The 14,132-nt window shown below is 69.2% G+C and carries 12 protein-coding genes; 4 read left to right on the forward strand and 8 right to left on the reverse strand.

Features of this window, described 5'->3' with window-relative positions:
• The first annotated feature begins 24 nt into the window (after positions 1 to 24).
• Positions 25 to 333 carry an antibiotic biosynthesis monooxygenase family protein gene (locus tag ASE10_RS09390; RefSeq protein WP_055907843.1) on the forward strand — a complete coding sequence of 103 codons (309 nt, stop codon included), beginning with the start codon at positions 25 to 27 and terminating at the stop codon, positions 331 to 333.
• 192 nt (positions 334 to 525) lie between these two features.
• Here ASE10_RS09390 and ASE10_RS09395 read toward each other — a convergent pair whose 3' ends face one another.
• Together ASE10_RS09395 and ASE10_RS21010 are read right to left on the reverse strand one after the other, a co-directional pair.
• A complete protein-coding gene (locus ASE10_RS09395; protein ID WP_055907845.1) occupies positions 526 to 837 on the reverse strand; it encodes a DUF4286 family protein in 312 nt (103 codons plus the stop codon).
• Positions 834 to 2,327, reverse strand: a complete 1,494-nt coding sequence (locus ASE10_RS21010; RefSeq protein ID WP_055907848.1) for a DUF3667 domain-containing protein — start codon at positions 2,325 to 2,327, stop codon at positions 834 to 836. Before ASE10_RS21010 ends, ASE10_RS09395 begins: the two co-directional genes overlap by 4 nt.
• Positions 2,328 to 2,450: 123 nt before the next feature.
• Here ASE10_RS21010 and ASE10_RS09405 point away from each other — a divergent pair, with 123 nt between their 5' ends.
• A complete protein-coding gene (locus tag ASE10_RS09405; RefSeq protein WP_055907851.1) occupies positions 2,451 to 3,866 on the forward strand; it encodes an MATE family efflux transporter in 1,416 nt (471 codons plus the stop codon).
• A 105-nt stretch (positions 3,867 to 3,971) separates the two neighbouring features.
• Positions 3,972 to 5,861 carry a signal peptide peptidase SppA gene (sppA, locus tag ASE10_RS09410; RefSeq protein WP_055907854.1) on the forward strand — a complete coding sequence of 630 codons (1,890 nt, stop codon included), beginning with the start codon at positions 3,972 to 3,974 and terminating at the stop codon, positions 5,859 to 5,861.
• Positions 5,862 to 6,372: 511 nt separating this feature from the next.
• Here sppA and ASE10_RS21360 read toward each other — a convergent pair.
• A complete protein-coding gene (locus tag ASE10_RS21360; protein ID WP_055908507.1) occupies positions 6,373 to 6,621 on the reverse strand; it encodes a hypothetical protein in 249 nt (82 codons plus the stop codon).
• A 198-nt stretch (positions 6,622 to 6,819) separates the two neighbouring features.
• On the opposite strand from ASE10_RS21360, the gene ASE10_RS09420 reads away from it, so the two are divergent.
• Positions 6,820 to 7,596: an SDR family oxidoreductase gene (locus ASE10_RS09420; RefSeq protein ID WP_055907855.1), complete on the forward strand. Its 777-nt coding sequence runs from the start codon at positions 6,820 to 6,822 to the stop codon at positions 7,594 to 7,596.
• Between the two features lie 63 nt (positions 7,597 to 7,659).
• Here the strand turns inward: ASE10_RS09420 and ASE10_RS20130 are convergent, their stop codons facing one another.
• From ASE10_RS20130 to ASE10_RS09445, 5 genes are all read right to left on the reverse strand, one after another.
• Positions 7,660 to 8,298, reverse strand: a complete 639-nt coding sequence (locus ASE10_RS20130) for a DUF4124 domain-containing protein (protein ID WP_055907859.1) — start codon at positions 8,296 to 8,298, stop codon at positions 7,660 to 7,662.
• Positions 8,298 to 8,978, reverse strand: a complete 681-nt coding sequence (locus tag ASE10_RS09430) for a DUF4124 domain-containing protein (protein WP_055907862.1) — start codon at positions 8,976 to 8,978, stop codon at positions 8,298 to 8,300. The genes ASE10_RS20130 and ASE10_RS09430 overlap by 1 nt, the downstream gene beginning before the upstream one ends.
• Positions 8,979 to 9,051: 73 nt before the next feature.
• Complete coding sequence (locus ASE10_RS09435; protein WP_056305249.1) at positions 9,052 to 9,621, reverse strand: Sua5/YciO/YrdC/YwlC family protein; 570 nt, start codon at positions 9,619 to 9,621, stop codon at positions 9,052 to 9,054.
• Between the two features lie 299 nt (positions 9,622 to 9,920).
• Entirely contained in the window at positions 9,921 to 11,003 is a 1,083-nt protein-coding gene (locus ASE10_RS09440) for a lytic polysaccharide monooxygenase (protein ID WP_235565893.1), read from the reverse strand.
• 492 nt (positions 11,004 to 11,495) lie between these two features.
• The gene (locus tag ASE10_RS09445; RefSeq protein ID WP_055907868.1) at positions 11,496 to 14,051 is read right to left on the reverse strand and encodes a DNA topoisomerase I; all 2,556 of its coding nucleotides are present in this window, start codon (positions 14,049 to 14,051) and stop codon (positions 11,496 to 11,498) included.
• Between the last annotated feature and the right edge of the window lie 81 nt (positions 14,052 to 14,132).

Genomic DNA, 14,132 nt, shown 5'->3' on the forward strand with positions numbered 1-14,132 from the left:
TTCCCACTCCGCAAGGAACGCCGCATGATCGTCGAATACCTGCGCTACGCCCTGCCGGCCGGCACCGGCGCGCAATTCGAGCTGGACTACGCCCAGGCCGCGGCCCAGCTGGACGCATCGCCGCATTGCCTGGGCTACGAGCTGGCGCGCTGCGTCGAGCAGCCGGACCGCTATCTGCTGCGGATCGAATGGGACAGCGCCGAAGGCCACCTGCAAGGCTTCCGCGGCAGCCCCGGTTTTCGCGATTTCCTGGCCCCGATCCGGCGTTACATCGAGGCGATCGAGGAGATGCGCCATTACGAGCGCACCGGGGTGCGCAGCGCGCGCGACTAGGCGCGTCGGCGGGCTTTTGATTTCTGTGGGAGCGGCGTAAGCCGCGATCGCGCCACCGCACCGGCCGGCGCGGCTTTCATGGGGTCCGAATCGCGGCTTACGCCGCTCCTACAGTGGGTGTTTGCGATCCCAGTTGCTTGGTGCGCGGGACTCCGGTTGCCGCAAGCTTCGGCGGAGGAGGTGGCCGTCCGATCAGTCTTCGCGCAACACTCGGCGGCTGGCGCTGAAGCGGTCGCCGAAGCGGGCCTGGCCTTCGGCGCGCAGGCGCGGGGCGTGGTCGCGCAGGTAGGCGTCCAGCGAGGCCAGGCCATCGAGCCGGTACTGCACGCACAGCCGCAGCCGTCCGGGTTCGGCCGGGGGCTCCAGCTGGGTGTGGATGCGCGCATCGAGGAAGCCGGGCAGGGCCAGGATCTCGCGCATGTGCGGCCCCAGCCAGACGCGGTAGTCGTCGGCGATGGCCGCGTCGAGGTCGAGGTTGACCTCGTAGACCACGTTCGCGCTCACATCCGCACCAGGCTGGCGACCATCAGCGAGAGCACCGCGATCGACATCAGGAAGAAGTAGCAGCCGCCGATCACGGTGTAGCGCAGCAGCGTTACGAGCCAGCCGTTACGGTAGACGCGCTTCTGCATCAGCAGCAGATAGATCGGCATCCAGACCCATAGCGCGGCCTCGATCAGTCCCGCGATCCAGCCGAAGCCCGGCCAGTGCGCCGAGATCGCGCTGTCCAGGCCGAACATCAGGAACATCGCCAGCAAGCTCAGGCACAGGTAGGCGTGGCTGTAGAGCGCGACCACCAGGTGCTCGAGATAGCCGCGCCCGGAGCCCAGGTAGGTCATCTTGAGCAGCAGCGCGAACACCGGCACCAGCAGGAACAGCGCCGACGGCACCGAGCTGAGCAGGGCGTGCTTGTACAACGAGGGGTCCTTGCTCATGCGCTTGGCGTTGGCATGGCCGCGGGCGATCTGCCGGTTGATCCAGCGGTTCACGAACTCCGGCGCGCCGGTCATCACCACCGGGTTGGTTTCCTCGTCCCAGGGCGCGTTGCCGAAGAAGGTCAGCTCGCTGTCGCATTCGCCGTCGCCATAGATCTCGGCGTCGACGGCGGCCTTGCGCTTGAGCGCGCCCTCGGTGGCGACGGCGTGGTCGATCTGCAACTGAGCGGCGCGGCAGCCGGCGTTGCGGTTGATGTCGCGGATGGCGTTGCTGTTGCGGGCCAGCGCCCGCGTGTCCTTGGGTGCCAGGCCGGCGCGCTCGACCCGCAGCGGCTTGATCCTCTCGTCGCGCAGGCGTTCGAGTTCGGCCAAGGTGGCCGCGTTCTCGATCGTCGCCGGGATCTCGGCATTTTCATTGGCCGGCGCGACGATGCCGGCGGCCTCGGCCGCGGCGTCGGGACGGGTCTTTTCGCGCAATTCGGCCACGCGTTCGTCGGCGGCTTCGTTGACCTTGCGCATGCCGACCTCGACGCCTTCGCGCGCGCCGCCGGGTATCCCCTTCGGAATCTTGTCGCGCACGTTGTTGAGTTCCTTCAGCGCCTCGGCGCGCGCGGCCTCGACCTCCGGCACGCTGCGCGCGGAGGAGATGCGGTCGCCGAGCCTGCCCAGCTGGACGTTCTTGCCGTTGATCACCAGGGCGCCGGACTTGCCCTTGTAGAGCTCTTCGCTCTGGCCCTCGCCGATATGCACGGTGAACTGGGCGATGAAGAACGTCACCACGCTCAGGATCACGAACAGGCGCAACGGCGGGACGTAGCGGACGCGGTGGCCGGCCAGGTAGTTGGCCGCGACCAGGCCCGGAGACAGCAGATCGCGCAAAGTGCGGAAGATGCGTCCGTCGAGGTGCCAGAACGATTCGAACACCTCCTCCAGCGCATGTCCGGCGTGGCGCAGCGGGTTGACGATCGACTGTCCGCAGGCGTGGCAGTAGTGTCCCTGCAGCGGCGCGGCGCAGTTTTCGCAATGGGTGGGCGTGGCGTGGTCGTTTGAGGCGCTCATGGCTGCGATTGCGTGCGGCTCCCCGGCCGGTCATTGCAAGCGGGTAAGATAGCGGGCCGCCGTGACCCGGCGCCAGCGCCCTCCACGGTCGCGCGGCCGCAGTCGCGGTTCTGGTCCCTCGCAATGTCGTCGCATGCCCCCTCCGCCCGCGGTCTTCCGGGCGAAATCCGCACCACCGTCCTGCTCGCCGCCCCGCTGGTCGCCGGCCACGTTTCCACCGGCCTGATCGGTTTCATCGACAACGTCCTGGCGGGGCACCACAGCACCACCACACTGGCCTCGGTCACCATCGGCACCGCGCTGTGGTGGCTGCCGATGATGGTTCCGATCGGCACCCTGCTGTCGGTGCCGCCGTCGGTGTCGCAGCTCGACGGCGCCGGCCGCCGCGGCGAGATCGGCGCGCTGTTCCGCCAGGCGCTGTGGCTGGCGCTGGGCCTGGGCGTGCTGCTGTTCGCGTTCCTGACCTTCATTCCGCATGCGCTGGCGCCGATGGGCATGGCGGCGGAGATCATCCCGGGCGCGCGCGACTTCCTGCACGGCATCCGCTGGGGCGTGTTCGCGCTGACCCTGTTCTTCTGCATGCGCTACCTCGCCGAGGGCCTGCACTGGACCTTGCCGACCATGCTGATCAGCGCCGGCAGCCTGCTGGTGCTACTGCCGATCGGCTATGTGCTGACCTTCGGCAAGTTCGGCTTTGCGGAAATGGGCGCCGGCGGCCTGGGTATCGCCTCGGCGATCATGCTGTGGATCCAGGCGATCGCGTTCGCGGTGGTGCTGCGCAACGCCAAGCGCTTCGCCGACCTGAAACTGTTCGAGCGCTTCGACGCGCCCCACTGGCCGACCATCCGCGGCCTGCTCGCCACCGGCCTGCCGATCGGCGTGACCGTGCTGATGGAAGGCAGCCTGTTCATCGTCACCGCGCTGCTGATCGGGCGTTTGGGCCAGGTGCCGGCGGCCGCGCATCAAATCGCGATCAATCTGTCGGCGCTGTGTTTCATGATCCCGATGGGCCTGGCCGAGGCGACCACGGTGCGGGTCGGCCATGCCCTGGGGCGCAACGACCTGCACGGGGTGCGGCGCGCGGCCTGGGCCGGCTACGCGATCGTGATGGGCACCCAGCTGATTTCCGGCATCGTGCTGTTCAACGCCAACGAGTTCCTGGTGAGCTTCTACACCGCCGACGCCGCGGTCGCGGCCCTGGCCGCCTCGCTGCTGTTCTACGCGGCCGCCTTCCAGTTCCCGGACGGCGTTCAGGTGCTGTCGGCCGGCGCCCTGCGCGGGCTCAAGGACACCAAGGTGCCGATGCTGCTGGCGGCGCTGGCCTACTGGGGCGTCGGCATGCCGCTGGGCGCCGGTCTGGGCCTGGGCCTGGGCTGGGGCCCGAAGGGCATGTGGATCGGCCTGATCGCCGGCCTGACCGTGGCTTCGGTGCTGTTGTGCGCGCGTTTCGTGCGCTCCAGCCACCCGCGGCGGCTGGCCGGGCGGGTGGCCCAGGAAACTTCGCCACCCTCACCTGTCCAACCCCTGGCTGAATCCTGAGCCCCGGCCGGCATTGGCCAGGCTTGAAAAATCCGCGTTACGAATGGCGGATGAAGAAAATACCCGGGGCGCGGTACGCTGCGGGCGTCAAATGGAGTGTGCGCAATGAACGATACCCCGCGTCGCGGCCCGGTGGCCCGCTTTTTCGTGGCCGTCTGGGACACGATGAATTTCACCCGCCGGCTGATCTTCAACCTGGTGTTCTTCACCTTGTTGTTCCTGTTCCTGCTCGCCATGACCACGGCCGGCCGGGTCAGGCCGCTGTTGGACGACACCACGCTGGTGATCGCGCCGGAAGCGACCCTGGTCGAGCAGTACAGCAGCGACCCGGCCTCGCGCGCGCTCGGCAAGGCGCTGGGCGAGAAGGGCGGCGAAGTGCAGCTGCGCGACGTGTTGCGCGCGCTGGACGCGGCCAAGGACGACAAGCGCATCAACCGCGTGGTGCTGCGCCTGGACCAGCTGCAGGGCAGCGGCATGGCCTCGATGCGCGATGTCGCCGCCGCGATCGCGCGCGTGCGTGCCAGCGGCAAGCAGGTCGTCGCCTTCAGCGAAATGATGGACCAGAAGCAGTATCTGCTGGCCGCGCAGGCCAACGAGGTCTACATGGACCCGATGGGCGCGCTGATGCTCGAGGGCCTGGGCCGCTACCGCCTGTACTACCGTCAGGGCCTGCAGGAAAAGCTCGGCGTCGACGTGCACCTGTTCAAGGTCGGCGAGTACAAGTCCGCGGCCGAGCCCTACGTGCTCGACGCGGCCTCGCCCGAGGCCAAGGAAGCCGACCTGTTCTGGATGAACGACGTGTGGCAGCGCTACCTGGCCGACGTGGCCAAGGCGCGTAAGCTCGACGCCGCCAAGATCGCCGCCGACATCGACCAGATGGCGACCCAGATCCAGGCCGCGCAGGGCGACCTGGCCAAGTACGCGCTGCAGCAGAAGCTGGTCGACGGTCTCAAGACCCGCGAGCAGGTCGACGATCTGCTGATCGAGCGCGGCGTGGCCGACGACGATGCCGAAGGCGGTTTCCGCCAGATTTCGCTGGACGGCTACCTGAGCCACCTCAACCGCGCCGCGCTGCCGGCCGCCGCCGATCGCCGTCCGCAGGTTGCGGTGGTGGTCGCCGAGGGCGAGATCAGCGGCGGCGAGCAGCCGCCGGGCACGGTCGGCGGCGTCTCGACCGCGGCGCTGCTGCGCGAGGCGCGCGACGACGAAAACGTCAAGGCGCTGGTGCTGCGCGTGGACTCGCCCGGCGGCGAAGTGTTCGCCTCCGAGCAGATCCGTCGCGAGATCGTCGCGCTCAAGGCCGCCGGCAAGCCGGTCGTGGTCTCGATGGGCGATCTGGCCGCTTCCGGCGGCTACTGGATCTCGATGAACGCCGACAAGATCTACGCCGACCCCTCGACCATCACCGGTTCGATCGGCATCTTCGGCATGATCCCGACCATCCCGCGCGCGCTGGAGAAGATCGGCGTGCACGGCGACGGCGTCGGCACCACCCGCTACGCCGGTGCGTTCGACATCACCCGGCCGCTGGCGCCGGAAGTCGGCCAGGTGATCCAGTCGGTGATCGACAAGGGTTACCGCGACTTCACCGGCAAGGTCGCCACCGCGCGCAAGCGTCCGGTCGAAGAGATCGACGGCATCGCCCGCGGCCGCGTCTGGAGCGGTGCGCAGGCCAAGGAGCGCGGCCTGGTCGACGACTTCGGCGGTCTGCAGACCGCGATCGACGACGTGGCCAAGCGCGTGAAGCTCGGCAAGGACGACTATCAGGTGCGTTACGTGGAAAAGAGCGCGACCCCGTTCGAACGCTTCTTCGCCGGCTTCGCCGAGAGCCGGATCGGCGCCGCCTGGTTGCGCAGCGATTCCGACCTCGCCCGCGGCCTGCTCGCCAAGACCATGCCGCAGGCCGCGTCCGACCTGCGCTTCCTGCAAAGCGCGGTGCAGCCGACCCGCGGCGTGCCGGTGAAGTCGCTGGCCTACTGCTTCTGCGGCTTCTGAGTCGCGGCGACGCAACGAAAAACCCCGCTGCGGCGGGGTTTTTTGTGTCTGGTTTTTCGCCGTAGGGTAGCAGCGGCGTGAGCCGCGACCGCGAGCCTACGGCCACTACGCAATCGCGGCTCACGCCGCTCCCACAGGTCGGAATCGGTTCCAGGCGGCAACGTGGCGAAGGCAGCGGCTTTCTGTAGGAGCGGCGCAAGCCGCGATTGCACACCTTCGGCTGCGGCGCGGTCGCGGCTCACGCCGCTTCCACAGGTCGGAATCGGTTCCACGCGGCAAGGTGGCGAAGGCAGCGGCTTTCCGTAGGAGCGGCGCAAGCCGCGATTGCGCACCTTCGGCTGCGGCGCGGTCGCGGCTCACGCCGCTCCCACAGGTCGGAATCGGTTCCACGCGGCAACGGGGCGAAGGCAGCGGCTTTCTGTAGGAGCGGCGTAAGCCGCGATTGCGCACCTTCGGCTGCGGCGCGGTCGCGGCTTACGCCGCTCCTACCCCCAAGCCGGCGCAGACGCCTTTAGTTCGCCTGCGCTTCGATCGCGTCGCGCTGCTTGTCCGCGGCCTCGAGCACGTCCGCCTCCACCGCTTGGGCCTTCTGGATCGGCTGCTGGATGCTGTCGCGCAATTGGGTGGCCTGCGGATCGACCGGGCGTTCCTTTTCCGGCGGCTTGGGCTTGGAGCAGGCGCCGAGCACGGCCAGCGCGAGCGCCAGCGCCGCCAGCGGCGCGAGCCGGGCCAGGATCTTGCGGGACAGCGGTAAGCGCATCGCGGCATCCTCGGTCGGTGACGCGGCTATGCTACGCCGGCGGCCGCGCGCGGCAAACGCCGGCCGCCGCAGAACGGCGAATCGGAACGCCGGCTGCGGATCGGCTGCTTCGAACAGCGGTTTGAGCGGCGATTCCAAACGGCGATCCCGAACGGCGATCCCAAACACGGCCATGGGCCGGAACAGGCGGAGGCAAGCATGGACCCCAAGCGTTGGCGACTGGACGGACAGCTGGCCCTGGTGACCGGCGGCAGTGCGGGCATCGGCCGCGCGATCGCACGTGAGCTGCTCGGCTTCGGCGCCGACGTGCTGCTGGCCGCGCGCGACATCGCAGCGCTGGACGCGGCGCGCGCCGAACTGCTGGAAGACTTCCCCGAGCGCGAGATCCAGGCCTTCGTCGCCGACGTCGCAGACGAGGAGCAGCGGCGCGAACTGCTCGATTGGGTCGAGGACTTCGGCGAAGGCCTGCATATCCTGGTCAACAACGCCGGCGGCAACGTGGTCAAGCCGGCCACCGACTACACCGAGGACGAGTGGCGCCAGGTGTTCGAGATCAACCTGTTCTCGGCCTTCGAACTCTCGCGCTACGCCCATCCGCTGCTGACGCGCCATGCCGCTTCCAGCATCGTCAACGTCGGCAGCGTGTCCGGAGTCACCCATGTCCGCACCGGCGCGCCCTACGGCATGAGCAAGGCGGCGATGCACCAGATGACCCGCAACCTCGCGGTCGAATGGGCCGAGGACGGCGTGCGCGTGAACGCGGTCGCGCCGTGGTACATCCGCACCCGCCGCACTTCGGACAAGCTCGCCGATCCGGATTACCTGGACGAAGTGCTGCTGCGCACGCCGCTGGGCCGGATCGGCGAAGCCGAGGAGGTCGCCGCCGCTGTCGCCTTCCTGTGCCTGCCCGCGGCCGGCTACATCACCGGCGAATGCATCGCGGTCGACGGCGGGTTCCTGCGTTACGGGTTCTGAAGCGACGGCCGTGGAGTACATCGGCCGCGCGGCGGCTCCGAAGCGGGCGCGACAGGCGCCGGCTCAGCCGCCGCAACTGCTCTCTTGCACGATCCGGGTCATGCGTTCGACATCGGCCTGGGCGCCGGCGCGCTGGTCGGCGGGGCCGAAGCGCAGCTGCGATTCGGCCTGACGCAGGCGCTGCTTCCAGCTGTCGCACAGAGCGCCGTCGGCGACGCGCTGGCATTGGTCGGTGACCATCTGGCAGGCGGCGCCGGCGCTGGGTTCGCCGTTGATTCCGACCGTCGCCATCGGCGCGCAGCGTTCGGGCGGATCGCCCTTGTCGCTGAGGTAACGGTCGTTGTCGAAGGTGCGGCATTCGAACAGCATCGGCGGCGGCAGGCGGTCGCTGGCGGCCACCGCGGGCGGGGTCGGGGTCGGGTTGGCGGGCGCGGCGGGTTCGCGCGGCGCAGGCGGAGCCGCGGGCGCGGCAGGCGGAGCGGGTGCGACCGGCGGCGCAGCGGGGTTCACGAAGGCGGGCGGGGTCGACGAGGTCGGCGCGGAGCCGATCACGCGCTTCTCCTGCTTCTGGCCCTTGGGGCAGGGCACGTCGTTCTGCACCGTCAGCGCGCCGCTGGCGTCGGTGCAGCGATAGATCGTGACCTGCTGCGCCTGCGCGGCGCCGGCCAAGGCCAGCAAAGCCAAACTCCACAGCAACCGCATCAGTACGCTCCGCAATCGTCGGCCATGCGCGCATCGATGCCGCGTTGTTCGGACTGGATGCGCGCTCGCTCGCTCTGCAGCGCGCTGTTGTAGCGGCGGTCGAGCTCGTAGCGGCGGTCGCCTAGCCGCGCGCAGACTTCGCTTTGCGGCAGGGTGTGGCATTCGTCGCGTACCCAGGTGCCGGCAGGGTACGCGAATCCCACGCCCGGCGGCAGCGGACGCGGCGGCCCGGGGCGGAATTCGCTGGGCGGCGGCCGGCGTCCGCCGACGTTGTCGCCGAGCGGATTGCGGGTCGCGATCACCGGCATCAGCGTCCACAGCGGCACCCAGCGCGGATTGCCCTCGGCGGTTTCGCTGGTGTAGCGATCGCCGTCGGGCGTCACGCATTCGTACATGGGGCGCGGGGTGTTGACCACGATCACCTGCGTTCGCGGCGCCGGCGCGGCCGCGGGCGGCGGCGGCTCGGCGCGGCTGACCGCCTCGGCCGGACGCGGTGCGGGATCGCGCGGCAGCGCCATCGCGCGGGTCTGCTGCTGCTCGCCGCGCGCGCAGGGCGTGTCGCGCAGGCTCAGGCGGCCGCTGGCATCGGTGCAGCGGTAGATGGTGACTTCGGCCGCGTGCGCGCCGCCGGCCAGGGCCAGCAACGCGAGCAGCAGGCAGGGGCGGAAACGGCGGGACATGCGCGCATCTTGCGCCAGCGATTTGCCGCGCGAAAGCGCTGCTGTTGCCGGCGGAGCGCCCGTTGACAGCCGTTCAGGCGCGCAGCACGGCGCCGCTGCGGGCGTCGCGGATCTGCGTCGGCGACGTCAGGCCGCCGGTCTCGCCGACGCTGACGCCGTCGAGCAGGGCCAGCACCGAGGGGTCCAGCGTCGCGCGTGCGTGCGCTGGCGGGGCGCCGGCGAGGTTGGCGCTGGTCGATACCAACGGACCTGCGAACGCGGCGCACAGCGCGATTACGGTCGGATGCGCGCTGACCCGCACCGCGACGCCGTCGTGTTGGCCGGTGATCCAGCCCGGCACGCGCGCAGTGGTGGGCACGATCCAGGTGTGGGGGCCGGGCCAGCTCGCCTGTACGGCCTGGCGGCGCTCGGGCGCCAGGGCATCCCAATCGAGCAGGCCGTCGAACTGGGCGAGGGCGCCGGCGATCAGGATCACGCCCTTGTCGACGGGGCGTTGCTTGATCGCGAGCAGGCGCAGCACCGCGGCTTCGTCGTGGGGATCGCAGCCCAGGCCCCAGACGGCTTCGGTCGGATAGGCGATCACGCCGCCGCGGCGCAGCGCGGCAGCGGCGGCCTCGATGGACAGGGGCGCGAGGGAGCTCATGCGCGCAGTGTCGCATTGCGCCGCCGCGGCCGGAATGCGGCGGTCCGCCATCCGCCTTTGGGCCATCCGCCTTGGGGTAGGAGCGGCGTAAGCCGCGACCGCGGCAAGCGGCAACCGTCGTCAATCCCGGTTTCGGCAAGAGTCTCGTCGGCCGCTAATCCATCGCTTCGGGGTCGCGGCTCACGCCGCTCCTACCCCGAAGCCGAAGCGCGGCCAAAGCTTGAAGCGCGGTCGAAGTCGAAGAGCGGTCAAAGCCGAAGCGCGACGCAGGGGCGTGCGGCCCCTGCGTCGTGTGCGGCTCAGTACGCGATCCAGGCGTCGCGCCAGGCCCAGCCGCTACCCGGGCGATAGGCATCGGCGTCGATGTTGCACCAGGCGCCTTCGGGGAAGGGCTTGCAGGCGTAGAGCTTGCCGTCGCCGGCCTTGACCACGGTCTGGCCCGGCACGTACTGGCCGATGCCGGTCGGGTAGACGTAGTCGTAGTCCGGGGTCGGGCCCGGCGGCTCCGGCGGTTCCGGAGGCGGCGGCAAGAGCACGTCGATCTGGTGGCTGCGGCCGCTGCCGGTCAGGTAGACGCGGTTGCCGGTCGCCGCCGGCACCGGCGTGATCGCGCCGTTCTGGAGCACGCCGATGCGCACGGTGCTGGCCTGGGCGTTGACGTTCTGCGCCACCCGCAGCGGCCAGGCCGCGGCCGAGGTCTGCCCGGCCGTCAGCACGGTGTCGATGCGCTCGGCGTCGCTGCCGTCGGCGTTGAACACGCGCACGCTCACGGTGGTGCCGATCGGATGGTCGTTCTGCGCGGTCAGCGGACCGGCGTCGCGCCACTGCGGCGGAGGCGGCGGGTTGCCGCCTCCGGCGAACTTCACGTCCATGCAGGTGTAGAAGGCCTCGGTCGAATCCGAACGCTGCCAGGTGTTGTAGATCACGTGGCGGCCGCTGCGTTGCGGGATCGTGCACTGCAAGCGGTAGATGCCGCCGACCACGGGCACGTTGCCGATGCTGCAGAAGTGTTCGAGATCGTTCCAGCGCAGCGGGGTCTGCGGATCCCAGCCTTCGCGGGTGATGTAGAACGCCCACTCGCGGGTCGCGTGCGGCGCGGTGCCGCGGAACTGGAACTCATAGCTGCCCGCGGAGATGTCGGTGGCCTGCCAGTCGTCGCGCGGCAGGTCCAGGCCGCGGAAGGTCGCATTGTTGCCGCTGCACAGCTTGCCGTCGGGCACCACCGCGCGGTGATTGTCGTTGGCGTTGGCCTGGTTGATGCTCATCCAGTCGTAGAACGCCTGGGTGCCGCCGACCTGGGTCGCGGCGCGACAGGCGGGGTCGGTGGGGTTCTCGATATTGCCCTGGGCGCAGTAATAGACGCGGCTGTAGGGATGAATCATGGTGCCGTGCGCCTGCGCGTCGGCCTGCGGCCACAGGGCCGCCAGCGCCAGCGCGGACGCCCATCCGGCGTGCGTGCGCGTGTTGAACGTGGTCATGTCGACTCCCGACATAGAGTGGAAGGGTAGGTGAGCCCCTCGGTCAGGAAGTCCTGCGGTGACGCGCATCGCGGGACATGGCCGCGATCTGTTCTAGCCGTCGATGGTAGGGCGCGTGCGCGGACGAATCTGTGGCGCAGTTCGCGGTGCGGCGAGCGCGAAGACGACGATGGGCGGCGTTGGCCGCCGTACTGCGGCACGTTGCGCGCGGCGGCGACGGAACATTTCGCGGCGATTCGCCCGCTGGCTGCGTGGCCTCTGTGGGAGCGGCGTGAGCCGCGATCGCGGCAAGCCGAACTGCGTCGTCGCTCCCTTTCCATCGCGGCTCACGCCGCTCCCACAGGACTTTCCGGGGAAGCGCTGCCCCGGGCAGGCCGGGGCTCATGGGCGCCGCGATCAGGCGGTCGTTTTCTTGACCAGTTTCTTGGCGGTGCTGATCGCTTTCTTGGCCGGCGCCGCGGCTTCGACCGGCGCCGGCTTGGCCGCGACCTTCTTCACGGCTTTCTTCGCAGCCTTCTTCGCAGCCTTCTTCGCGGTCTTCTTGACCGCCTTCTTCGCCGCCGGCTTCTTTTCCGTGGACTTCTTTTCTGCGGTCTTCTTGGCCGCCGCCTTCTTGGCCGGCGCGTCCTTCTTGGCCGCGGTCTTCTTGCCGAAACGGCCGCGCATCGGCTTGCCGGTTTCTTCCATCAGCTTGACCACTTCCTCCAGCGTCAGCGACGCCGGCTCGCGGTCCTTGGGAATGCGGCCGTTGAGCTTGCCGTCGCTGATGTAGGGACCGAAGCGGCCGTTGAGGACCTGGATCTCGCTGCCTTCGAATTCCTTGATGATGCGGTTGCGCGCGATCTCTTCCTTCTCTTCGATCAGGAACACCGCGCGCGCCAGGTCGATCGTGTACGGATCGTCTTCCTTCTTCAGCGAGGCATAGGTGCTGCCGCGCTTGGCGAAGGGACCGAAACGGCCGATGCCGACGCTGACTTCCTCGTCCTTGTCCTGGCCGAGCTTGCGCGGCAGCTTGAACAGCTCCAGCGCATCCTCCAGGCCGATGGTGTGCATGCTCTGGCCGGGCCGCAGCGACGCGAAGGTCGGCTTGTCCTCGTCCTCGGCGGTGCCGATCTGGGCGTACGGCCCGTAGCGGCCCAGGCGCACGCTGACCGGCTTGCCGCTCTTGGGGTCGGTGCCGAGTTCGCGCGCGCCGGTGGCTTCGCTGCGATCGACCGATTCCTTCTTCTCTTCGACCAGCTTCTTGAACGGTTCCCAGAACCGTTCCATCAGCGGCACCCACTCCTCTTCGCCGCGCGAGACCGCGTCGAGCTCGTCTTCGAGCTTGGCGGTGAAGTCGTAGTCGACGTACTGGGTGAAATGGCCGGACAGGAACTTCGACACCGCGCGGCCGACGTCGCTGGGACGGAAGCTGCGGCTTTCGAGTTCGACGTACTTGCGGAACAGCAGGGTCTGGATGATCGAGGCGTAGGTCGAGGGACGGCCGATGCCGTATTCCTCCAGCGCCTTGACCAGCGCCGCTTCGGTGTAGCGCGCCGGCGGCTGGGTGAAGTGCTGGTCGGTGTGGATGCGGTCCAGCGGCACGCGGTCGCCGGTCTTCATCGCCGGCAGCTTGCGGCCCTCGTCCTCGTCCTCGGCGGCCTTGGCGTCCTTGCCTTCCTCGTAGACCGCCAGGAAGCCCGGATCGATCACGGTGGTGCCGCTGGCGCGGAAGCTGTGCTCGCTGCCGGCGGCCAGGTCGACCGAGACGGTGTTGAGCGTGGCCGGCACCATCTGCGAGGCGACGGTGCGCTTCCAGATCAGTTCGTACAGGCGGCGTGCGTCGTCGTCGAGGAAGCGCGACACCTGCGAGGGCGTGCGCAGCGCGGAGGTCGGGCGCACCGCTTCGTGCGCTTCCTGGGCGTTCTTGGACTTGGTCTTGTAGACGTTGGGCTGGTCGGGCAGGGCGCGGGTGCCGTAGTCGCGCGCGATCACGTCGCGCAGTTCGACCAGGGCGTCGGCCGACAGCGCGACCGAGTCGGTACGCATGTAGCTGATCAGGCCGACCGTGCCTTCATCGCCGATCGCCACGCCTTCGTACAGCTTCTGCGCGACCTGCATGGTGCGCTTGGTGGTGAAGCCGAGCTTGCGCGCGGCCTCCTGCTGCAGGGTCGAGGTGGTGAACGGCGGCGCCGGACGGCGCTTGCGTTCCTTGCTGGCCACGTCGGTGACGTGCAGGGCGCCGTTGGCGGCCGCGACCAGGCGCTTGCGCGCGGCTTCGGCGGTGTCGCCTTCGGTGATGGTGAACTGTTCGAACTTCTTGCCGTCCAGCTTGACCAGCTTGGCGGTGAAGGTCTGGGTCGGGTGCGCGCACTCGGCCTCGATGGTCCAGTACTCGCGGGCGACGAAGGCTTCGATCTCCTCCTCGCGCTCGACGATCATGCGCAGCGCCGGCGATTGCACGCGCCCGGCGGACAGGCCGCGCTGGACCTTGCGCCACAGTACCGGCGACAGATTGAAGCCGACCAGGTAGTCGAGCGCGCGCCGCGCCTGCTGGGCGTCGACCAGGTCGCCGGCGATCGCGCGCGGATGGTTCATCGCTTCCTTGATCGCGCGCGGGGTGATCTCGGTGAACACCACGCGTTGCAGCGGCTTGCCTTCGAGCAGGCCGCGCTCGCGCAGGATCTCGCCGATGTGCCAGCTGATCGCCTCGCCTTCGCGGTCCGGGTCGGTCGCCAGAAACAGGTTGTCGGCGCTCTTGGCGGCCTTGGCGATGGCATCGACGTGCTTTTCGTTCTTCTCGATGACCGCATAGTCCATCGCGAAGTGGTTGTCCGGATCGACCGCGCCTTCCTTGGGCACCAGATCGCGGACGTGGCCGTAGGAGGCCAGGACGGTGAAGTCCTTGCCGAGGTACTTGTTGATCGTCTTGGCCTTGGCGGGCGACTCGACGATGAGGAGGTTCTTGGCCATTGGAGCTCCGCAGGGGCCATTGCCGGCGCACTGCAACTGACTAACGCAAAGAAGGCTACGCCCGCGGCAATGAAGACGCGG

Source organism: Lysobacter sp. Root76 (assembly GCF_001428685.1).
Taxonomy (GTDB): domain Bacteria; phylum Pseudomonadota; class Gammaproteobacteria; order Xanthomonadales; family Xanthomonadaceae; genus Lysobacter.